Source organism: Halobellus marinus, from assembly GCF_032113415.1.
Classification (GTDB): domain Archaea; phylum Halobacteriota; class Halobacteria; order Halobacteriales; family Haloferacaceae; genus Haloquadratum; species Haloquadratum marinus.
Genome location: NZ_CP134946.1, coordinates 3,042,668 through 3,062,815, shown reverse-complemented (window position 1 = coordinate 3,062,815; position 20,148 = coordinate 3,042,668). Strand labels below are relative to the sequence as shown.

Sequence of the window (20,148 nt, the reverse complement as noted above, 5' to 3'; positions counted from 1 at the left end):
GGCAACCGAGCCTCAGACCTGGTTCCAGGGCGCACCTTCGAAGTCGACGATACGATGCCGGCGGTCGACGCCGTCGATCTTCGCGACGTCCTCGTCGTCCAGTTTCAGATCGAGCGCCGCGTAGTTCTCGCGGATGTGCGCCGGCGAGGCCGCCTTCGGAATCGGGGTGACGTTCCCCTTGGCGTGGAGCCACGAAAGCGACACCTGCGCCGGGGTGGCGTCGTGTTTCTCGGCGACGTCGACGATTGCGGGGACCTCCGCGACCTTCCCGCGCGCGATCGGCGAGTACGCGACCAGCCGATGCCCGCGTTCGACGGCCAGTTCGTGGAGTTCCGGCTGCGGGCACAGCGGGTGCATCTCGACCTGGTGGGCGAAAATCGGCGCGTCGAGGCGATCGAGCGCCTCGGTCAACTGATCCGGGCGGAAGTTGCTCAGCCCGATCCGATCCACGAGGCCGCCGTCGACGAGTTCCTCCAGCGCCGGCAGCGTCTCCGCGGGGTCGTAGGTGTCCGTCGGCCAGTGGACGTAGAGCAGATCGATCGCGTCGACGTCGAGTCGGTTCGCACTCCGGCGTGCGGTGTCGATCACGTCGTCGTACCCCAGGTGGTCGGTGTCGAGTTTCGTCGCGACGAGCACGTCATCTGCGTCGCGGTCGGCGCGGGCGAGTCCGTCCGCCACGAGCGCCTCGTTCCCGTAGCTCTGGGCGGTGTCGACGTGGTCGTAGCCGAGGTCGACAGCCGTTGCGACGGCGGTCGCACAGGTCTCCGGATCGGTCATATCGTACGTCCCGAGTCCGAGTGGTGGCAGGTCCATACCCGCCCGCTCGGTCTCCGGCCTCTCGACGGTTTCGGTGTGTCTGCCGATGTCTCCTGTCGCTGGCGTGCCGTCCGGACCCGACGCTGTCGGCGTCTGCGGAACCCGCCGCGGACCGGCCCGGTGTTCCTTTGTCGGTCCCGGCCGAACTGAACCGTATGAGCGACACCAAAGCGTCCCGATCGGCCGCCGACGACGACGGCGCGCGACTGCTCGTGTACGGCGCGTACGGTTACACCGGCCGGCTGATCGTCGAAGCGGCAGCCGAACGCGGCCACGAGCCGATCGTCGCGGGCCGGAACAGGCAGAAAGCACGCGGGGTGGCCTCATCGCTGGGTCTCCAGGCGCGCTGCTTCGCCGTCGAGGATGCGGCGAGCCACCTCGGCGACGTCGACGTCGTCCTCAACTGTGCCGGCCCGTTTTCGGAGACCGCGGACGCGCTCGTCGACGCCTGCATCGAGACCGGCACCCACTATCTCGACATCACCGGCGAGTTGGCCGTCTTCGAGCGGATCAGCCGGCGCGCCGACGCCGCAGCGGATGCGGGCGTGACGCTCCTCCCCGGCGTCGGGTTCGACGTCGTTCCGACCGACTGCCTCGCGGCGCACCTCCACCGCCGTCTCCCCGATGCGACGCATCTCTCACTCGCCATCGAAGCCGACGGCGGCGTCTCGCCCGGGACGCTGAAGACCGTCCTCTCGGATCTGGGCTCCGGCGGGGCCGTGCGGCGCGACGGCCGGTTGCGGCACGAGGCGGTCGGTGCGCGTACCCGCGCCGTCGACTTCGGAGACGGCTTCCGGCGCGCGGTGTCGATCCCGTGGGGCGACGTCTCGACGGCCTACCACACCACCGGGATTCCGAACATCGACGTGTACCTCTCACTGCCGGCGAACGCCCGCCGCGCCGTCGCGCTTTCGTCGTCTCTGAACAGCGTGCTCGACACCGACGCTGTCAAGCGAGCCTTGACGTGGCTCGTGGACCGCTCCATCGAGGGTCCTGACGAGGCGACGCGGGCGGAAGGCGAAGCGCGCGTCTGGGGCGAGGCCAGAACGGACGACGAGCGCGTCGTCGCCCGCCTCCGGACGCCGGAGACCTACGAACTGACCGTCGAGACCGCGCTCCGCTGCACCGAAAACGTGCTCGCCGGCGACGCGGCGCCCGGCTACGAGACGCCGGCCGGCGCGTTCGGTCCCGACTTCGTGCTGGAGATCCCTGGTGTCGAACGCGTCGACGGTGAGGTCGTCGATCGTGAGACGGCAGCAGGCGAAACGGCAGCGGACGAGACAGCGGCGGGCGAGTAGCCGTCTGTGCGCCGCCTGTGCGGGGCCTGTCGCCGTCGCGCCCATCGTGTGTATGGCTGGCAAAGCGTTGGTCGCTCCGAAACGGTTTTGACGCGGCCTCGCGCACACTCGGTATGCCGAAGGAACCCGATACCGGGTACGACCCCACGCTGGGTCGGAAGTTCGTTTTCGTAACCGGCGGGGTGATGTCCGGACTGGGCAAGGGGATCACCGCCGCCAGTACCGGACGGCTGCTGTCGAACGCGGGCTTCGACGTGACAGCCGTCAAGATCGACCCGTACCTCAACGTCGACGCGGGGACGATGAATCCCTACCAGCACGGGGAGGTCTACGTCCTCAAGGACGGCGGCGAGGTCGACCTCGATTTAGGGAACTACGAGCGGTTCCTCGGGGTCGATATGACCTCCGATCACAACGTCACCACGGGGAAGACCTACCAGCACGTCATCGAGAAGGAGCGCGCGGGCGATTACCTGGGCAAGACCGTCCAGATCATCCCGCATATCACCGACGACATCAAGCGGCGCATCCGGGAGGCCGCCGAGGGGACCGACGTCTGCATCGTCGAGGTCGGCGGCACCGTCGGCGACATCGAGGGGATGCCCTACCTGGAGGCGCTCCGGCAGTTCGCCCACGAGGAGGACGACGGCGACATTCTCTTTACGCACGTCACGCTCGTCCCCTACTCGAAGAACGGCGAACAGAAGACCAAGCCGACCCAGCACTCCGTGAAGGAGCTCCGGTCGATCGGGCTCCAACCCGACATCCTCGTGGGCCGGTGTGAGGACGAACTCGACCCGAAGACCAAAGAGAAGATCGCGCTGTTCTGCGACGTGCCGACGGAGGCCGTCTTCTCGAACGCCGACGTCGAGGACGTCTATCACGTCCCGCTGATGGTCGAGTCCGAGGGCCTCGACGAGTACGTGATGGAACGGCTCGATCTGGAATCCGAGGCGCTGCCGCCGGAAGAGCGCGAGAACCGCTGGCGCGAACTGGTGACCCGCGACCGGACCGACGAGGTCGACATCGCTCTGGTCGGGAAATACGACCTGGAAGACGCCTATATGTCCGTCCACGAGGCGCTGAAGCACGCCGGGATCGAGCGCCGCACCGAGGTGAACGTGCTGTGGGTCGACTCCGACGAGATGCTCGACCGCCACGAGAACCGGCTGAAGGAGGCCGACGGCGTCGTCGTACCGGGCGGCTTCGGCTCCCGCGGCATCGAGGGCAAACTGAAAGCCATCGAGTACTGCCGCGAGCACGACGTGCCCTTCCTCGGCCTCTGTCTCGGCTTCCAGATGGCGGTCGTCGAGCACGCGCGGAACGTTCTCGGTCTCGAGGGCGCTCACTCCGCCGAACTGGACGCCGACACCGACCATCCCGTCATCGACATCCTGCCCGAGCAGTACGAGGTCGACAATATGGGTGGGACGATGCGGCTCGGCGCCCACGACACGGTGATCGAACCCAGATCCCTCGCCGAGCGGATCTACGACGACACCGTCTGTACCGAGCGGCACCGCCACCGCTACGAGGTCAACCCCGAGTATATCGACCGCTTAGAGGAGGGCGCGCTCGACTTCTCGGGCGCGGCCGAAAACCGGATGGAGATCCTCGAACGGACGGATCACCCGTTCTTCTTCGGGACGCAGTTCCACCCCGAGTTCCGCTCGCGACCCGATCGGGCAAGCCCGCCGTTCGTGGGCTTCCTGAAGGCCGTCGCCGGAGAGTTGGACGCGCGTAACCTCGCGGACACGGAGGTGCAGGCCTGATGGTCGACGCGAGTTCCTTCATCGAGGAGGCGGTCGCGGAGATCGAATCCGAAGTCGACGATCACAACGCCGTCATCGCGCTCTCGGGCGGCGTCGACTCCTCTGTCGCCGCGGCCCTGGCATACCGCGCCATCGGCGACCGCCTGACGCCGGTCTACGTCGACACCGGGCTGATGCGGAAGGGCGAGACCGAGGCGATCCGCGAGACGTTCTCGTATATGGACTCCCTGCGGATCGTCGAGGCGCAGGACCGCTTCCTCGACGCCTTAGAGGGCGTCACCGACCCCGAGGAGAAGCGCCACGTCATCGGCGAGCAGTTCATCCGCGAGTTCGAGCGGGAGGCGAAATCCGCCGAGGCCGACTACCTGGTCCAGGGGACGATCTACCCCGACCGCATCGAGAGTGAGGGCAACATCAAGTCCCACCACAACGTCGGCGGCCTCCCCGAAGTCGTCGACTTCGACGGGATCGTCGAGCCGGTCCGGGACCTGTACAAAGACGAGGTCCGGGAGGTCGCCCGCGAACTCGGTTTAGAGGAGGTCACCTCCGAGCGGATGCCGTTCCCCGGGCCGGGGCTGGCGGTCCGCGTCGTCGGCGAGGCAACACGGGAGAAAGTCGACGTCGCCCGCGAGGCGTGTCACGTCGTCGAGGAGGAGACCGCCGACCACGACCCCTGGCAGGCGTTCGGCGCGGTCATCGGCAAAGGGACCGGCGTGAAAGGCGACAACCGCGTGCACGGGTGGATCGTCGCGGTCCGGTCCGTCGAGTCCCGCGACGGGATGACCGCCCGCGCCCAGGAACTGCCCTGGGAGACGCTCCAGCGCATCCAATCGCGCATCACGGGCGAAAACGAGAACGTCGCCCGCGTCGTCTACGACGTGACGCACAAACCGCCCGCGACCATCGAGTACGAGTGACGATGATCCTGATCGCGGGCGCAGACGTCGACGGCCTCGGAGATGCGCTGGAAGCGGCGGGCGCGAACGTCGTCCGCCTGGAGGGCATCGCCACCCGGGAGTCGCTTTCGGCGGCCGGCCTCGCCGACGCCGACACCCTGGTGCTCACCGAGATGGACGACGCCTCCGCCATCCCGGTCGCGAAAGAAGCCAATCCCGACGTCCGGGTCGTCACGTACGCGCCCGACTCCCTGCCGGAGTTCGCACGCGGGCAGACGGATCTGGCGGTCGATCCCGCGTTGCTCTCGGCCGACGTCGTGGCCGAGGAACTGGTCAACGGCGCGGCTGACGGGCTGTAATAGGGATCATCGTAACTATCCATAGATTCTCGTCGGACCGGTCGGCGAGAAATCTATGAGGACTTACGATGATCCCTATAAGTCGACCGCGACGCTGCCCGCCGCCCGCTACTCCTCGTGTTCTATCCGATGTCTGAAGCAGCGCGACGGCCCCGGCACGAGCGAGTCGTCGGTGCCGGCCTCCGGGAGTCCGACGTGCGGACGCCCGCCGTCGCCGACGAAGACCGAGAGGCCGTTCCAGGAGACCGCCTCGGGATCGGTGAGCGTCCATTTCGCGGTCGTTTGGCGGTCGCTTTCCGGGACGTCGACGCCGACTCTGTACTCGCCCGTCCGCACGGCGACGTTCGAGAGCACGTACTCGTAGGCCGGGTCGGGGCCGTCCGGACTCGGCTCGACGGTCCGGGAGAACACCCGCCGGGGCGCCCCCGCGTCGAGATAGTCGACGGCCACGGAGACGGCGCGCTCCCCTCCGTCGAACCGGAAGAGGTGGATCTCGGCTCCGGGTCCCTCGCCGGGCACCACGGCGTTCTCTTCGGCGTCGGCGGCGGCGTACGCCTCGCCCGTGGCGCCACAGACGACCGCGCTCCACCCCCCGACCTCGTGAGTCCCGTCGCGGCCGACGAAGTGCGGCACCTCGTGGCGGTTGATTCCGTACCCGCCGCGCTCGCCGTAGCGGGCGTCGGCGCTGCAGGCGCCGAATATGTAGAATCCTGCGTCGGCGACGACGACGAGGGCCGCGGCCGGGTCGCCGATCTCGGGGTTTCTCGCGGGCGCGCCGTCGCCATACTCGACCACCTCGTTGCGGGCGGCGACGCGCTCGTATTCGCGGACGAACGACAGCGCGTCGGCCTCGTCGGGTGAATCCGGCGGGTCGGGGAGCGGTTCCGTCTCGGTCAGCGGCGTCGCCGTGGTCTTCGGGGTCGATCGTGTCGACGTCTCCGTCGGGCGCTGCGTCGTCGGTCCGGTGCGGCCGCCGCACCCGGCGAGTGCAGCGGGGAGGGTAGACAGGGCGGCGAGCAGTCGTCTGCGTCGCATCGCCTCGGTGTCGGTCGCGGAGGGGCAAAATCGTACCGTCGGGGGGACGGGTGGGATCTGCCGGGGTGGGAACGTTGAAACCGCCTTCGGCCCTACCCCGGATATGGTCACGTTCCTCGCGGGGGGGACCGGCACGCCGAAGCTTTTGGACGGCGCGGCGGCGGTGTTCGACCCCGCGGCGACGACAGTGGTCGCGAACACGGGTGACGACGTCGAACTCGGCGGGCACCTCGTCTGCCCGGACGTCGACACCGTGCTGTTCGCCGGCGGCGGCGTCATCGATCGGGACACGTGGTGGGGCATCGACGGCGACACGACAGCGACACACGCTGAACTCCGCCGACTGGCCGACGCGGCGGGATTCGAGGCGGGGCCGCGGTATCTTGACGACGATGCCCAGACTGCCGGCCGCGAGATCGCGCGCTGGCGTCGCTTCTCGGGTGTCGCCGAGTTTATGGAGATCGGCGACCGCGACCGGGCGGTCCACGTCACCCGCACGTCGCTCCTGGACGAGGGGCGGTCGCTCACCGACGTCACCCGAACGCTCGCGGCCGCGTTCGATCTCGACGTCGACCTCCTGCCGATGAGCGACGACCCCGTCGCGACGATCATCCACACCGACGAGGGCTCGATGCACTTTCAGGAGTACTGGGTCCAACACCGCGGGGTGCCCGACGTCCGCGACGTGGAGTTTCGCGGGGCTGAGACAGCGACACCGACCGAACACGTCCGCGAGGCGCTCGCAGACCCGGTCGTCATCGGGCCGTCGAATCCGGTAACGAGCATCGGGCCGATGCTCTCGATGGACGGCTTCGCCGCCGCGCTCGAATCGACGCCAGTCGTCGCCGTCTCGCCGTTCGTCGAGAGCGAGGTATTCTCCGGGCCCGCTGCGGACCTGATGGCGGGCGTCGGCCGCGAGCCCTCGACGGCGGGCGTCGCCGAAGCGTACCCCTTCGCGGACGCGTTCGTCCTTGATACAGACGACGGAACCGCACTCGACCGGCCGGTGGTCCGAACCGACACGCGGATCGACGACGAAGACGACGCCGAACGCGTCGCCCGGGCCGCCGAGCGAGCGCTCCAGGAGGTGTCCTGATGTTCGAGCCACGCGTCGCACTCGCGAGTCTCAGCGGCGAGGCCGACGCCGAGTGGGCCCGTGAGGGCAGCGACCACGCCGGTGCGGCGTTCCTCGGCGGCATCGCGCTCGACGACGAGACGCGCGCGGCGGCGCGAAAAATGGTGGCCCGGGACCGCAGCGAGTTCCTCCCGCCGGATCCGCTCTCGTTCGTCGAGGACGAACTCGACGCGCTCGCGGACGTGCCGATCAGGCCGGGCGTCAACGTCCGGAGCGCGACGCTGGAGCCGGTTCGTGCGGTCGCGGCGGCGTGTGCCGAACGCGATGCGATCGTCGAGATCAACGCCCACTGCCGGCAGGCGGAGATGTGTGCGGTCGGCTGCGGCGAGGCGCTCCTGCGCGACACCGACCGGTTGTGCGAGTACGTCGCCGCCGCCGACGAGGCGGGCGCGGCAGTCAGCGTGAAAGTGAGGGCAGAGGTCTCAGGCGTCGATCTCACTACTACGGCCCGCGAAGTCCAATCGGCCGGCGCGGATGCGATCCACGTCGACGCGATGGACACCGAATCGGTGGTCGGGGATGTCGTCGACGCCGCGCCGGACCTGTTCGTGATCGCAAACAACGGCGTCCGCGGCCCCGAGAGCGTCCGTGAGTACCTCCAGTACGGCGCCGATGCGGTGAGCATCGGACGGCCGAGTACCGACGAGCGTGTCCGGCGGCGCGTGCACGGCGCCGTCGAGGAGTGGTTCGGGGAGGTCGGGACGGCGTGACCGGAGACTGTGGCGGTCGCGGGGCGAAGCGGTCTCCCGCAGCCAACGCCCAGCTCGCGCTCCTGTTGGACGTCGCGGCGGCTCCCAAGCCGGGGAACGTCGACCGGGATCACGACCTCGCCGATCTCCGGATCGAGCACTTCCTCGCGGGTGCGGTTGGGGCCGGTGCCGGACTCCGCCGGGCGGCGGCCGGCGCACCGGTGGGCGTCGCCCTCGAGCGCGCGGTCGCCGGGATGAGCCGGCAGTCCGGCGGCAACACCCAGTTCGGTGCGCTCCTCCTCCTCGTTCCGCTGGTCCGTGCGGCCGCGGAGGTAGCAGGGACTTCCCGAGCGGCAGACGCCCGCGGGGCGCTTCAGCGGGCTGACGCCGCGGCCGTCGTCGAGGAAACGACCGTCTCCGACGCGGCCGACTTCTACCGTGCGTTCGAGCACGTCGACGTCGCCGTCGCGGACCCGCCCGAGGGGATGGACGCCCTCGACGTCCGCCGGGGCGCGGACGCGATTCCGGCAGTACGCGAGCGCGGGCTAACGCTCTCCGATGTTTTGGCACGGAGCGACGGCGACGGCAACGCCACGGAGTGGACGACGGAATTCGAGCGCACGTTCGAGACGGCCGCAGCGATCCGGACCGACGACGGGCCACTCGCCGATCGGATCGCGCGGGCGTTCGTTGCTCGACTCGCCAAGGAGCCGGACACGCTCGTCAGGATCCGGCACGGCCCTGAGATCGCCGCAGATGTCCGACGCCGTGCAGCCGAGGCGCGCGGGGATCCCAAAGCGGTCGCTGCTCTCGATGGCGACCTCCGCGAGGCCGGGATCAATCCCGGGACGACGGCCGATCTGGTGACGGCGGCGACGTTCGTCGCCCTCGAACGGGGGGTCGACCTGTGACCGACAGCGGCGAGGCGGACGTCTCCGCCGAATCGCTCCCCGAGTGGCCGGTCGCGCTCCGTGGCGTCACCGAGTCCGTCGTGACCACGCTCGGCCCGAACGATCGGTGGAACGTGGCTGCGCTGGGACTTCACGCGCCAGATGGCGCGGATGCGACAGTTGAGAGTGACGAACCGAGGTCGGCCGCGCCGGTCACGGCGACGACCTGGGGCAACACCCGGACGCGACGGAACTTCCACCGGGAGGGCGGCGGCGTGGTCCAGTTCGTTTCGGACCCGCGGACGTTCGTCGAAAGCGCGGTGACGATCCGGGAGGAAGCGGAGCCAGTCCTGCCGGAAGCCCACGCTTGGGTCGAGATCGAGGCCGAGCAGGTCGCGTCGGGTGAGTCCGAGGGAACCCGGTGGGAACGGTGGGAACTCCACCCCGTCGAGACAGCAGTGACCGAGCAGACGGTACCGACGATCAACCGCGGCTTTGGGGCCGTGATCGAAGCCACCGTCGCGGCCTCGCGGCTCGAGGTCCCCGCATACGACACCGACGTTCTCCTCGCACGACTCCGCCACCTGGCCGACGTCGTCGATCGCTGCGGCGGTCACCCGGAGCGGGCGGCGTTCGCGACCCTCGACGAGGCGACGGGGTGGCGAGACCGGCTCTCGGCGGACGTCGCCGACGACGTCCCGCAGTTCGACGAGGCGCGGCGCTGACGCTTTCACCCACGGTGATGACGTCTGCGGCCGGCACGCATCGAAGATTCCTTGTTCTCCCTCCGCGAGAACACGGATATGAGTACGGATCAGGGCGACGACGCCGGAGAACCCGCCACCACGCCGGGAGACGACGCGGAGACCGAGGTCCACGAGAACGCCCTCCAGGACGTGATCGCGGTCGACACCGACGACAACCGAACCGGGTTGGCCAACCGCCTCGATGCCCATACTGGCGATGGCATCCGTCACCGGGCTTTCACCTGTCTCGTCTTCGACGGCGACGGGCGTATCCTGCTGGCCCAGCGCGCACCGAACAAACGCCTCTGGGATACCCACTGGGACGGGACGGTCGCCTCACACCCGGTAGAGGGGCAGACGCAACTCGACGCTACCCGGCAGCGACTGGAGGAGGAACTGGGGATCGTCCCGGACCAGTACACCGACCTCCGGGTGACGGACAAATTCGAGTACAAGCGCTACTACGAGAACGCGGGCCTCGAGTGGGAGGTCTGCTCGGTGCTCAAGGTCACACTCGACGACACGTCGCTGTCGCCCGACGAAAACGAGATCGCCGGACTGCTGTGGGCCGACTACGAACACCTCCACGAGCACCCCGAGTGGTACCGACAGCTCCGCCTGTGCCCGTGGTTCGAGATCGCGATGCGCCGTGACTTCGAAGAGTAGGGGGCAAACGCGTTCGCTGTCGTTTCTCTCTGCCTATTCGGCGTCGTGTGCCTCCCGCAGGCGCTCGACGTGCGTCATCACGACCGACAGCGTCGCGTCCGCGTCAGTGTATCCTCGCTCGTAGTCTTCGTGGGCGGCGTCGATATCGCTGAGGACGCCCTCGACCACGTCTCTAAGCTGCTCCTCGCGGTCCTCGGTCGCGTTCTCGCCATCCGTCGCTACGGCCGAATCGTCCGTCATTACGCTTACTCGCGCGGCGACGTTGAAAAGCACGCCGTCACGTCGCGGGCGGTTCGAGCATCAGGAGAACGACGCGGCCGGCCGACAGTATATATACGATCGCGACGCAGTCACGACCGTGATCACGCTGCGGTTCGAGGACGGGACGATCCGGCTCGACGGGCTCGCGGAGTCGGATGTAGCCAGCGGGTCGCTCCCCGGGGTCGGGTGGGACGACCGTGGACTCGTCGCCCGTGCGCCGGCCTATCGGTACGCGGAGGTCCGCGCAGCGCTCGACGACGAGGGGCTCGCTTTCGAGGACCGGGTGCTCGAAGACACGGCCTTGTCGCTGTCGCACTCCTACGACCTCCGCGAGTACCAGCGGGCGGCGGTCGCGGCCTGGCGCGAAAACGGCGACCGCGGCGTCGTCGAACTCCCGACCGGCGCGGGCAAGACGGTGCTTGCGGTCGACGCGATCGCGAAACTCGGGGTGCCGACGCTCGTGGTCGTGCCGACGATCGACCTCCTCGAACAGTGGCGGCGCGAACTCGAAACCGAGTTCGACGTGCCGGTGGGGCAGTTCGGCGGCGGCGAACAGCGCCAGGAGGCGATCACGGTCTCGACGTACGACTCGGCGTACCTGCGCGCTGAGGACGTCGGCGGCGCGTTCGGGTTCGTCGTCTTCGACGAGGTCCACCACCTCGGCGGCGAGGGGTACCGCGACGCCGCGCGGTTGCTCGCCGCGCCCGCACGTTTGGGACTGACGGCGACGTTCGAGCGCCCGGACGGCGCTCACGAGGTCGTCGAAGACCTCGTCGGGCCGAAGGTCTACGAGGCGACCGTCGACGACCTCGCGGGGGAGCATCTCGCCGACTACGAACTCCGGCGGATCGAGGTCTCGCTCGGCCCCGAAGAACGGTCGGCATACGACGAGGCGCAGGGCACGTTCGTCGACTACCTGAAGCGGTCGAACCTCTCGCTGCGGAGCGGGTCTGACTACCGGAAGCTCGTGATGCGGTCGGGGACAGACCCGAAAGCCCGTGAGGCCCTGCTCGCGAAACAGCGCGCCCGCCGGATTATGATGAACGCCGACGCGAAAGTCGAGACGCTCGGCCGGCTTTTGGACCGCCACCGGGACGACCGGGTCATCGTCTTCACCGCCCACACCGACCTCGTCTACCGGCTCTCGGAGCGGTATCTGCTGCCAGCGATCACGAGCGAGACCGGGACGGAGGAGCGCCGGGAGACGCTGGATCGCTTCCGCGACGGCACCTACTCGCGCGTCGTGACGGCGAACGTCCTCGACGAGGGGGTCGACGTCCCCGACGCCAACGTCGCGGTCGTCCTCGCCGGCTCTGGGTCCGAGCGGGAGTTCACCCAGCGGCTGGGGCGAATACTCAGGCCGAAGGAGAACGGGGATCGGGCGCTGCTCTATGAGGTCGTCTCCGAGGAGACGGCAGAGGAACGGGTCGCGAACCGTCGCCACTGACGGACGAAACCGCGTTCGCGTGGCGGAAACCCCATACTACACAGTATCGTCCGCGTCGGGGGTATACGAACTCCGCTCGACGTAGAGATACTCGATGGAGAAGACCACTGCAAAGATGCCGGCGATCCAGAACAGAATCTCGATATCGGTCCGATAGAGGTGAAAGAGAACGACCGGGAGAGCGATTCCCGTGCCGGCCAGACCGAGTATGGGGACGAGGCGGTTCGACCCCGTCTCTTCGGCGAGCACGACGTTCGTGTAGTTCGTGACCGCAAACGAGATCAGAAACGCCACAGATCCGAACTCGGTGATCTGTTTGAGCGTCCCGAGCGCAGCCAGGGCTGCCGTCAGGGCGCCGATGATCAAAAGCGAATAGACGGGGATGCCTTCGCGGTTCCGGAACGAGAAGAGCCGCGGCAGCGCCCCCTCTGTCGCGATCTCGTGGACGAGCCGAGAAGTGCCAAAGAGCGTCGCGTTGATGCCGGAGGAGGTGCTTTTCAGCGCCGAGAGGATCACCAGGACGAAGCCGGCACTCCCTAAAACCGGAATGTTGGCGACAGCTTCCGCGAGTGCGACCTCCTGGTGTGCGAGCAGTTGCTCCGGCGAGAGATGCAGCGTCGCCATAAACGACACCGAGACGTAGATCAGGATCGCGATCCCGATGGCGAGATACATCCCGACTGGCAACACCCGTTCGACGTCCTCGATGTCCTCGTAGTCGTAGACTAACAGCTGAAACCCTTCGTAGGAGACGAAAATGATGGCGAACCCGGCAACCGGGCTGACGACGCCCCTGTTGAAGAAGTCAAGCGCCGTTACGCTCCCGTCGTAGAAGACGATGCCGAGTGTCGCAAGCGACAGCAAGATGACGATTTTGATGTACACCGCGATGTCTTCGTACAGGCCAGTCTCGTGGACGCCCCGGAGATTGAGCCCGACGAACGCGGCGACGACCAGCGTCGAGATGATCGGCCGCAGCAGCTGGGGGAGTTCCATTCCCGCGATGGCCCGCACAGCAGTGAGCGTGTACGCACCGAAGGCGAACGCGTACATCGCCATCACCCCTACGTATCCGACGACGAGCACCCAGCCGACGTACGCGGCGACGGTCGGACTGTCCACGATGTGCTCGACGAACGAAAAGACGCCGCCGTGCTCCTCGAAGTGCAGAGTAAGTTTGAGATACGAATAGGCAGTCAGTAGCGTGATAACACCCGCGATGAGATACGACAGCGGGACGGCGTTGCCCGCCTGTCTCATCGCGACGCCGAGGACGGCGTAGATTCCGCCGGAGACCATCCCACCGACGCCCATCGCGACGACTTCCGGGAGACCCAGCTTCCCGGAACGGGTCCGCCTGAGCAGCGCAGAGAGCGAGCTCATATCAGGTGGTGTGATTCGTCATTCGGAATGCCGGTCCGAGTGAATCCGGCAGCGTACCTGTTTCTCCCGCAACCACTTCGGTTTTCCTCCCAAGGCCGCTTCGGTTTCGCATCGCTACCGTGTTGTCGGTTTTCGGCTCGCCCAGTTACGTGTTTTGCAGGGAGCCAACGCAGGGGCAAGGCATCGTCGTCGCCGCTCCTGACCGCGAAGCTGCGACTGTTACACCAATTCGACGTTGAGGTCGCCGCCGCTCGTGAACGCGTCGTAGGCGACGTCGAAGGTGACCGCCCACTCGGCAGTCTCCCCCGGTTCGACGGTCACGTCAGTTTCCCGGGCGACTTCGTCGCCGTCGATCCTGATATTGACGCGGACGGTCGCCGTCCGCTGGACGTCGCCGCGGTTTTCGACCGTCCCGAAGACCCGAAGCGTCCCGTCTTCGGTCCGTTCGAAGTCGAACGAGCCGACGGCGAGCGCCGGCTGATCAGCCGTCTGCCGGGGCTCTCCCTCCGGCGCCGACGGCGGGTTTCGCGGGCCTGTCGCGCCCGGCAGCGAGTCGAGGCACCCCCCCAAGAGCGCTGCGACCGCGGGGACGATGGCGCGAAGAGCGCTTCGTCGGTCCATTATGCGCGAGAGGTCGGCCCGAGCGTATGAGTCTTCTCCTCGGTGCATCCGTTTTTCATCGTCGCTGCCGACGGCGGCGCGGCGGTACGCTCTTGACCCGACGTTACAAAGCAGACGTCGTGCTGCGAAAGGACCTCCTCCGGGTCTCCCGCGCGGGCGGCGGCTATCACCCGCAGTTCGCCGACCGGGCGGATCGGCCGCTTGCCGCCCGGGTCATCGGGGTCTTTCAGGGACACGTCGGCGAACCGCGGCGCCGCCTCGACGACGCGCTCGACGAATTGGAGGCCGACGCCGACGACTTCAAACTCGTCCGGGGGTTCGCCGCGCTGCTCGAACGGGAGGCGACGTTCGAGACGCGCGCGCCGTTGCCGCCGGCCCGCGTCCGCCGGGTCGTCTTCGAGGCGGCGGAAGACCAGGGAGTGGTGGTCACGGACGACGACCGGCGGGCGGCGCTCGCAGCCGCGGCGGATCGGCTGGGAACCGGCGCCGACGCGGTCGAACAGTCACTCTACGCCGACCGCGAGGTCAACGAGGTCCTGGCGTCGATCGACCCACGCTGGAGCCCCGATCAACTCATCGAACAGTACAATCTCTCTTTGGCGCAGACGGCGCTGTTCGATGCCACCGAGGTCCGGATACGGAGTTCGGACCCCAAGCGCCTCGTCTCGGCGATCAAGCGACTCGGCCTCCTGTACGAAATTCGAAGGCTCGGGGGCGACGAGGAGCGCGAACTCGTCGTCACGGGCCCGGACGCCCTTTTCAGACGCACGCGGCGCTACGGCACCGCCTTCGCCCGCCTGCTACGGAGCGTCGCGACCGCCGCGGAGTGGTCACTGACGGCGACGATCGACGACCGGGGCACCGACCGAGAGCTCCATCTCGGACCCGAGGACGTCTCGGTGCCGGACGTCGAACCGGTCGCGGAACCGACCTACGACAGCGGTGTCGAGGCCGATTTCGCTGCCCGGTTTTCGGGGCTGGATCTCGACTGGGAACTCTCCCGCGAACCCGAACCGCTCGCGGCCGGCGCGCGAGCGATGATTCCGGATTTCGCGTTCGACTACCGACCCGGCGGCACGAGCGACGAAAGCGACGACGCGAGGAGCGAGTCCGGCGACTTACCGGCGACCTCCGCGGACGCATCCGGTGCAGCGCCGTCGTTCCGCGTCTACTTCGAGGTGATGGGCTTCTGGACGCCCGAGTACGTCGAGAAGAAACTCGACCAGTTCGGGAGCGTCGCCGACGACGTCGAACTCCTCGTCGCCGTCGACGAGTCCCTCGGGGTCGGCGAGGAGATCGAAGCCCTCGATCACCGAGTCATCACTTACTCCGGAAACGTCCGTGTCAAGGACGTCGTCGACGCGCTCAGAGCGTACGAGTCGGATCTCGTCGCCTCGGCGGCGGCGTCGCTGCCGGACGAACTCGATCCCGCAGCGGACGTGGTCGAACTGGACGCGCTCGCGACAGAGCGGGGCGTGAGCGTCGACGCACTCGATTCGGTGTCGTTCCCCGAACACGAGCGCGTGGGGCAGACGCTCGTCCGGCCGGCCGTGCTGGACGGGCTGGAGAAAGAAATCGAACCGGGAATGTCGCTCGCGGCCGCGGAGTCGCTCCTGGACGATCGGGAGATCGACGACGCGTCCGCAGTCCTGTCGCGCCTCGGCTACCGGGTGGCGTGGGAAGGGCTCGGCGGCGGGACGATCGAGGCGAAAGAGGAGAACGAGGAGACCCGAGAGGAGACGGGAACGGAGACGGAGCCGTAGCCGCGCTACCCGAGGTCCTCGCGCCGCCCTTTCGGCACCGTCGACCGGAGTTCGCCGTGGAGATACAGGCCCACACCGATCGGTTCGACGTCACCGCCTTCGCCGGTTGCCCGAGGCGTCTCCGACGCCTCGCTGTCGCCGGCGATCTCGTGGGCGGCGATCACGTAGCCCCAGTCGCCGTCCCACCGGGGCAACTCCTGATCGTCACCCGCCGCGAAGCGGACCGCCTCCTCGCTGTCCAGCACGACGACGTTCTCCGTCGCCGCCCGCCCGAACCGCTGGACGGCGTTCGTCGACGGCTTCCAGTGCTCCTGGCGGGTCCGCAGGATCCGCAGGCCGAGTCCCTCGATTTCGATCGGGGAGACCACGTCGGCGGCGAACGCCCACAGTTTCCCGTTGCCCTTCTCCCAGAACGTATGCCCGTCCCAGGTTTCCGGCGGGATGCCGTACCGTTCCTCCCACCACTCGACGACTTCCCTGCGACTCGGCCGGCCGGTGACGACTCGTTCCGCGGCCGTCGCCGGCAGTCGATCGAACTGCTGACCGTCGTTTTCGGGGCCCGCCCGTCCCTCGTCGGTGTCGGTCATCCGGTCACCTCCAGTTTGGCGCAGAAGAACCCGCCCGTATCGTTGCGGTGCGGATAGACGCGGTGGGCCAGTTCGACGGCGGGGTCGTACTCGGTGCCGTTCCACTCGGTGACGCCCGGATCGGTCTCGAAACCGTCGGGCGTGTCCCACTCGCGGATCTCGCAGTCTGCCTCGCTGAGCACGTGATTCAGCACGGCCTCGTTCTCCTCGGGCGCGAACGTACAGGTCGAGTAGACGACGGTTCCGCCGACCCGGGTCGCCTGGATCGCGCGCCGGAGGATCCCCTTCTGGATTCCCGCGACTCCCTGGACGTGGTCCATCGTCCAGCGATCCAGGGCGTCGGGGTTCTTGCGGATCGTCCCCTCACAGGAGCACGGCGCGTCGACGAGGGCGCGATCGAACGCCTCGATCCGTTCCGGACGGTCGGTGCGGTCGCCGAACGGTTTCAGCGAGAAGTTCCGGGCGTCTTGGTTCGTCACCGCGAGGTTGGTGATCCCGAGGCGTTCGGCGTTGTGCCGCAGCGCCGAGAGCCGCCCGAGGTTGTTGTCGTTGCCGACGAGCAACCCCTCGTCGTCCATCAGATCAGCCACCTGGGTGGTCTTGCTGCCGGGCGCCGCGCAGGCGTCCCAGACCGCCTCGCCGGGCTGCGGATCGAGCGCCAGGGCGGGCAGCGCCGACACCTCCTCCTGGCCGTGGAGCCAGCCGTGGAAGTACGGCCACGACGTCCCGGGTCCGCGTTCGGCGAGGCGGAATATCCCGGGATGCCAGTCGCTCACCTCGTAATCGACGCCCTCGGCGTCGAGCGCTTCCCGGGCGCGCTCGATCGACGCTTTCAGCGTGTTGACGCGGACGACCGAGGGGAGCGGCCGGTCGCACGCCGCGCGGAACGCGTCGAAGTCGTCGACGAGCGACGCGTACCGCTCGAGTGGTTGCATACCGGTTCGGTCACGGCGCGGGCGTTTGTGGGTGTCGGTTCGGGGCGTGCTCCCCGCGGTTTTACCACCGTTGCCGTCGTACCGCCGGTATGGCTCGGATCTCCGTACTCGCAGACGACGTGTCGCTGTCGGAACCGTCGATGGTCGAGGGATTCCCCGGCGTCGGCCTCGTCGGGAAGATCGCCGCCGACCACCTCGTTGGGGAGTTCGAGATGACCCACTACGGCAACGTCTACTGCGATAGCCTGCCACAGGTCGCGGTGTACCGCGAGAACGACCCCGAACTCCAGCCGCCGGTTCGGGTCTACGCCGACGAGGGGCGGGACCTGCTGGTTCTCCAGAGCGACGTTCCAGTCGGTCCCGACGCCGCCGCGGAACTCGGCGACTGCCTTTCGGGGTGGTTCGACGAGCACGACGTGACCCCGGTCTACCTCTCGGGGATCCCCCGCGAGAAGGAGGAGGGGCCGCCCGCACTGTACGGGCTCGGCGTGGCCGGGGGCACCGATCGCATCGCCGAGGAGGGGATCACTGCGCCGAGCGAGACCGGTCTCGTCTCCGGGCCGACCGGCGTGCTTCTGAGCGACGCCGTGGAGACCGGGCGGACGGCAATCGGCCTGATCGTCGAATCAGATCCGCGGTTCCCAGATCCCGAGGCCGCCCGCGTGCTGATCAAAAACGGGATCGAACCCCTCGTCGGTATCGAGGTCCCCGTCGACGACCTGGTCGACCGGGCCGAACAGATCCGGGAGGCGAAAGAGCGCCTCGCAAAACGGATGCAGAGCGGCGGCGAGGAGAGCACGCAGGCGCGACCGATCGGGATGTATCAGTAACGACCTCGTATACGCCTCACTCTCGTATACGCCTCACTCGGCTCCCAAACGGGATTCGCGATCGGGCGCGCGAGACCGCTTTCTACACGTTTAAGGCTCGCCGACCGCTCCGTACGGATATGAGCGAAGAGTCCCCCGAGAGTCGCGCAGCGGCGAGTGCCGAAACGGACGAGGATGTCGGGAGCGAGCGGGACGACAACGCTGCCGACGACGCGGTGGACGGGGAGGACGCCCGCGAGAACGGCGTCGTCGAGGAGGGTGAGGCGGCGGAGGCGAAAGCCGACGAAGCGTCAGATCTCACGGCGCGCGTAGCCGAACACGACGAGGACCTCGCCGCCGAGGTCGAAGACCTGCAGTCGCGGCTGGCCGACGCGGAGGCCGAAATCGACGAACGCGAGGAACGGATCGAAGAACTCGAGGGCGCGCTGAAGCGCTCGAAGGCGGACTTCAAGAACTACAAGAAGCGCGCAAAAAAGCGGGAGGAGGAGATCCGCGAGCGCGCCACCGAGGACTTCGTCGGCCGCGTCGTCAGCGTCCGCGACAACCTCGTCCGCGCCCTCGATCAGGACGAGGGGGCCGACATCCGCCCGGGTATCGAATCAACGCTCGAGGAGTTCGACCGCATCCTCGAAGAGGAGAACGTGACGCCGATCGATCCCGACCGCGGGGAGGACGTCGATCCGACGCGCCACGAGGTGCTGATGCGTGTCGACGATAGCCAGCCCGAAGGCGCCGTCGTCGACGTCTATCGACCGGGATACGAGATGGCCGGCGCCGTCATCCGCGAGGCGCAGGTGACCGTCAGTACGGGAGCGGGCGAGGAGAGCGACGGAGAGAGCGCAGAAGAATCCGACGAGAGCGACGAATAGCGAGCGGCCTTCCCGCGTCGGCGTCAGTTCTCCGGCTCCGACTCGGACTCTTGCTCCGAGTCGGCATCCGACTCAGGCCCCTGCTCGGATCCTGACTCCGATGCTGCTTCGGTCTCTGAATCCGATCTGCCGCCCGACCGCCAACGGCGACGGCCGTATCGCACGAGCGCGCCGGCGACAAGGACGACCGGGACCGCGAACGCGAGGATGTACGGCAGCGCGAACGCCACCCCGACCACGAGCGCCCGAGCCACCACGACGACGCCGTCGACGGACTGCATAAACGCCGAGATGACGGGCGTGTCGTACCAGCGGTCCGGCGCGACGCGCCCCGGCGTCGGTCGCGGCTCCTCCAGCCGGACGGTCAGCGTCGAGTACGCGACCCGATCCTGGAGCGACTGCTGTCTGGCTTCGAGCCGTTCGATCTCGCCTTGGACGTCAGAGAGTTCGCGTTGGACCGCGAGGACGTCCTCGGTGGAGTTGGCCTGATCGTAGAGTTCGCGGAGCCGGTCTCTTTCGGCGCGGAGGTTCTCCAGTCGCGCCTCGATGTCGACGAGCTGGTCGGTCACGTCACGGGAGTTCACCTCGACCGTCTGCACCTCGCCGAGGGCCTGCGCGTCCTCGACGAGCGCATCGAAGTCCTCACTCGGCACCCGGAGCACCATCTCGCCGCGGACCCACGTCTCGTTGCCGATCGTCCGGCGGTCCTGCCGGGTGTCGCTGACGTAGCCGCCGTAGCTTTCGACGGTCGTCGTCAGGTTCGCCTGTGCCGACTCGACGTCCGCGACTTCGACGGCGACGGTGCCAGTGCGGATGATCGCCCGTTGGTCCCCCTGGACGACGTCACCCGCGGAGCCGTCACCGTCAACCGCCTCTGCCCCTCCGCTTGCCCCGTCGCCTGCGCCTTCAGCCGCCGGTTCCGGTGTGCCGGTTGCCTCCACTGGCTGGTCGGCCTCGACGTTCGTTGCCTGCTCGTAGTCGCCGCCCGCGCCCCCGTCGGCGCCGCCGGTCGAGGCGCCGCACCCGGCGAGCACGACAAGCGCGAGCACGGCGACGGTCGCGAGTGTGCGTCTCGTTGCCATCTTGGGTACCACTACAACGGAGTATGGGAAAACCGCGCCGGTGGCACAAAGGGGTCTTTGAGTTATGC

Annotated in this window: 21 protein-coding genes; 13 read left to right on the top strand and 8 right to left on the bottom strand. The window is 68.1% G+C overall.

Annotation, left to right across the window (positions count from 1 at the left end):
• Positions 1 to 12 precede the first annotated feature (12 nt).
• Entirely contained in the window at positions 13 to 813 is an 801-nt protein-coding gene (locus tag RJT37_RS15180; protein WP_313685770.1) for an aldo/keto reductase, read from the bottom strand.
• Positions 814 to 971: 158 nt separating this feature from the next.
• Here RJT37_RS15180 and RJT37_RS15175 point away from each other — a divergent pair, with 158 nt between their 5' ends.
• The 4 genes from RJT37_RS15175 to RJT37_RS15160 all read left to right on the top strand — a co-directional run bounded on the left by RJT37_RS15175 (position 972) and on the right by RJT37_RS15160 (position 5,141).
• Entirely contained in the window at positions 972 to 2,114 is a 1,143-nt protein-coding gene (locus RJT37_RS15175) for a saccharopine dehydrogenase family protein (protein ID WP_313685768.1), read from the top strand.
• A gap of 113 nt (positions 2,115 to 2,227) precedes the next feature.
• The gene (gene pyrG / locus RJT37_RS15170; protein ID WP_313685766.1) at positions 2,228 to 3,886 is read left to right on the top strand and encodes a glutamine hydrolyzing CTP synthase; all 1,659 of its coding nucleotides are present in this window, start codon (positions 2,228 to 2,230) and stop codon (positions 3,884 to 3,886) included.
• Positions 3,886 to 4,803, top strand: a complete 918-nt coding sequence (gene guaA / locus RJT37_RS15165; protein WP_313685764.1) for a glutamine-hydrolyzing GMP synthase — start codon at positions 3,886 to 3,888, stop codon at positions 4,801 to 4,803. Before pyrG ends, guaA begins: the two co-directional genes overlap by 1 nt.
• Positions 4,804 to 4,805: 2 nt before the next feature.
• A complete protein-coding gene (locus tag RJT37_RS15160) occupies positions 4,806 to 5,141 on the top strand; it encodes a DUF7126 family protein (RefSeq protein ID WP_390209048.1) in 336 nt (111 codons plus the stop codon).
• Between the two features lie 108 nt (positions 5,142 to 5,249).
• Here the strand turns inward: RJT37_RS15160 and RJT37_RS15155 are convergent, their stop codons facing one another.
• On the bottom strand, positions 5,250 to 6,176 hold the full coding sequence (locus RJT37_RS15155; protein ID WP_313685760.1) for a hypothetical protein: 927 nt from the start codon (positions 6,174 to 6,176) through the stop codon (positions 5,250 to 5,252).
• Positions 6,177 to 6,279: 103 nt separating this feature from the next.
• Between RJT37_RS15155 and cofD the strand changes: the two genes are divergently transcribed.
• From cofD to RJT37_RS15130, 5 genes are all read left to right on the top strand, one after another.
• Positions 6,280 to 7,272: a 2-phospho-L-lactate transferase gene (gene cofD, locus RJT37_RS15150; RefSeq protein WP_313685759.1), complete on the top strand. Its 993-nt coding sequence runs from the start codon at positions 6,280 to 6,282 to the stop codon at positions 7,270 to 7,272.
• Positions 7,272 to 8,021 (top strand): tRNA-dihydrouridine synthase, encoded by a 750-nt coding sequence (locus RJT37_RS15145; protein ID WP_313685757.1) that lies wholly within the window; start codon positions 7,272 to 7,274, stop codon positions 8,019 to 8,021. Before cofD ends, RJT37_RS15145 begins: the two co-directional genes overlap by 1 nt.
• Positions 8,018 to 8,911, top strand: coding sequence for a triphosphoribosyl-dephospho-CoA synthase (locus tag RJT37_RS15140; protein ID WP_313685755.1), 894 nt, complete (start codon positions 8,018 to 8,020; stop codon positions 8,909 to 8,911). The genes RJT37_RS15145 and RJT37_RS15140 overlap by 4 nt, the downstream gene beginning before the upstream one ends.
• On the top strand, positions 8,908 to 9,615 hold the full coding sequence (locus tag RJT37_RS15135; protein WP_313685753.1) for a DUF447 domain-containing protein: 708 nt from the start codon (positions 8,908 to 8,910) through the stop codon (positions 9,613 to 9,615). The genes RJT37_RS15140 and RJT37_RS15135 overlap by 4 nt, the downstream gene beginning before the upstream one ends.
• A gap of 78 nt (positions 9,616 to 9,693) precedes the next feature.
• Positions 9,694 to 10,302: an NUDIX hydrolase gene (locus RJT37_RS15130; RefSeq protein WP_313685752.1), complete on the top strand. Its 609-nt coding sequence runs from the start codon at positions 9,694 to 9,696 to the stop codon at positions 10,300 to 10,302.
• Between the two features lie 33 nt (positions 10,303 to 10,335).
• On the opposite strand, the gene RJT37_RS15125 is transcribed toward RJT37_RS15130, so the two are convergent.
• Positions 10,336 to 10,542: a hypothetical protein gene (locus RJT37_RS15125; protein WP_313690065.1), complete on the bottom strand. Its 207-nt coding sequence runs from the start codon at positions 10,540 to 10,542 to the stop codon at positions 10,336 to 10,338.
• Positions 10,543 to 10,660: 118 nt separating this feature from the next.
• Between RJT37_RS15125 and RJT37_RS15120 the strand changes: the two genes are divergently transcribed.
• Positions 10,661 to 12,010 (top strand): DEAD/DEAH box helicase, encoded by a 1,350-nt coding sequence (locus RJT37_RS15120; protein ID WP_313685751.1) that lies wholly within the window; start codon positions 10,661 to 10,663, stop codon positions 12,008 to 12,010.
• 36 nt (positions 12,011 to 12,046) lie between these two features.
• On the opposite strand, the gene RJT37_RS15115 is transcribed toward RJT37_RS15120, so the two are convergent.
• Both RJT37_RS15115 and RJT37_RS15110 read right to left on the bottom strand, forming a co-directional pair.
• On the bottom strand, positions 12,047 to 13,393 hold the full coding sequence (locus RJT37_RS15115) for an APC family permease (RefSeq protein ID WP_313685750.1): 1,347 nt from the start codon (positions 13,391 to 13,393) through the stop codon (positions 12,047 to 12,049).
• Positions 13,394 to 13,612: 219 nt separating this feature from the next.
• Positions 13,613 to 14,014, bottom strand: a complete 402-nt coding sequence (locus tag RJT37_RS15110) for a transcriptional initiation protein Tat (RefSeq protein ID WP_313685748.1) — start codon at positions 14,012 to 14,014, stop codon at positions 13,613 to 13,615.
• A gap of 119 nt (positions 14,015 to 14,133) precedes the next feature.
• Between RJT37_RS15110 and RJT37_RS15105 the strand changes: the two genes are divergently transcribed.
• Positions 14,134 to 15,777 carry a DUF790 family protein gene (locus tag RJT37_RS15105; RefSeq protein ID WP_313685746.1) on the top strand — a complete coding sequence of 548 codons (1,644 nt, stop codon included), beginning with the start codon at positions 14,134 to 14,136 and terminating at the stop codon, positions 15,775 to 15,777.
• A gap of 5 nt (positions 15,778 to 15,782) precedes the next feature.
• Here the strand turns inward: RJT37_RS15105 and RJT37_RS15100 are convergent, their stop codons facing one another.
• Entirely contained in the window at positions 15,783 to 16,364 is a 582-nt protein-coding gene (locus RJT37_RS15100; RefSeq protein ID WP_313685744.1) for a DUF7122 family protein, read from the bottom strand.
• Positions 16,361 to 17,299, bottom strand: coding sequence for an RsmB/NOP family class I SAM-dependent RNA methyltransferase (locus RJT37_RS15095; RefSeq protein ID WP_313685742.1), 939 nt, complete (start codon positions 17,297 to 17,299; stop codon positions 16,361 to 16,363). The genes RJT37_RS15100 and RJT37_RS15095 overlap by 4 nt, the downstream gene beginning before the upstream one ends.
• Before the next feature lie 89 nt (positions 17,300 to 17,388).
• On the opposite strand from RJT37_RS15095, the gene RJT37_RS15090 reads away from it, so the two are divergent.
• Both RJT37_RS15090 and RJT37_RS15085 read left to right on the top strand, forming a co-directional pair.
• Positions 17,389 to 18,129: a proteasome assembly chaperone family protein gene (locus RJT37_RS15090; protein WP_313685740.1), complete on the top strand. Its 741-nt coding sequence runs from the start codon at positions 17,389 to 17,391 to the stop codon at positions 18,127 to 18,129.
• Positions 18,130 to 18,248: 119 nt separating this feature from the next.
• Positions 18,249 to 18,998: a nucleotide exchange factor GrpE gene (locus RJT37_RS15085; RefSeq protein ID WP_313685738.1), complete on the top strand. Its 750-nt coding sequence runs from the start codon at positions 18,249 to 18,251 to the stop codon at positions 18,996 to 18,998.
• Between the two features lie 23 nt (positions 18,999 to 19,021).
• On the opposite strand, the gene RJT37_RS15080 is transcribed toward RJT37_RS15085, so the two are convergent.
• Entirely contained in the window at positions 19,022 to 20,080 is a 1,059-nt protein-coding gene (locus tag RJT37_RS15080) for a DUF4349 domain-containing protein (RefSeq protein WP_313685736.1), read from the bottom strand.
• Between the last annotated feature and the right edge of the window lie 68 nt (positions 20,081 to 20,148).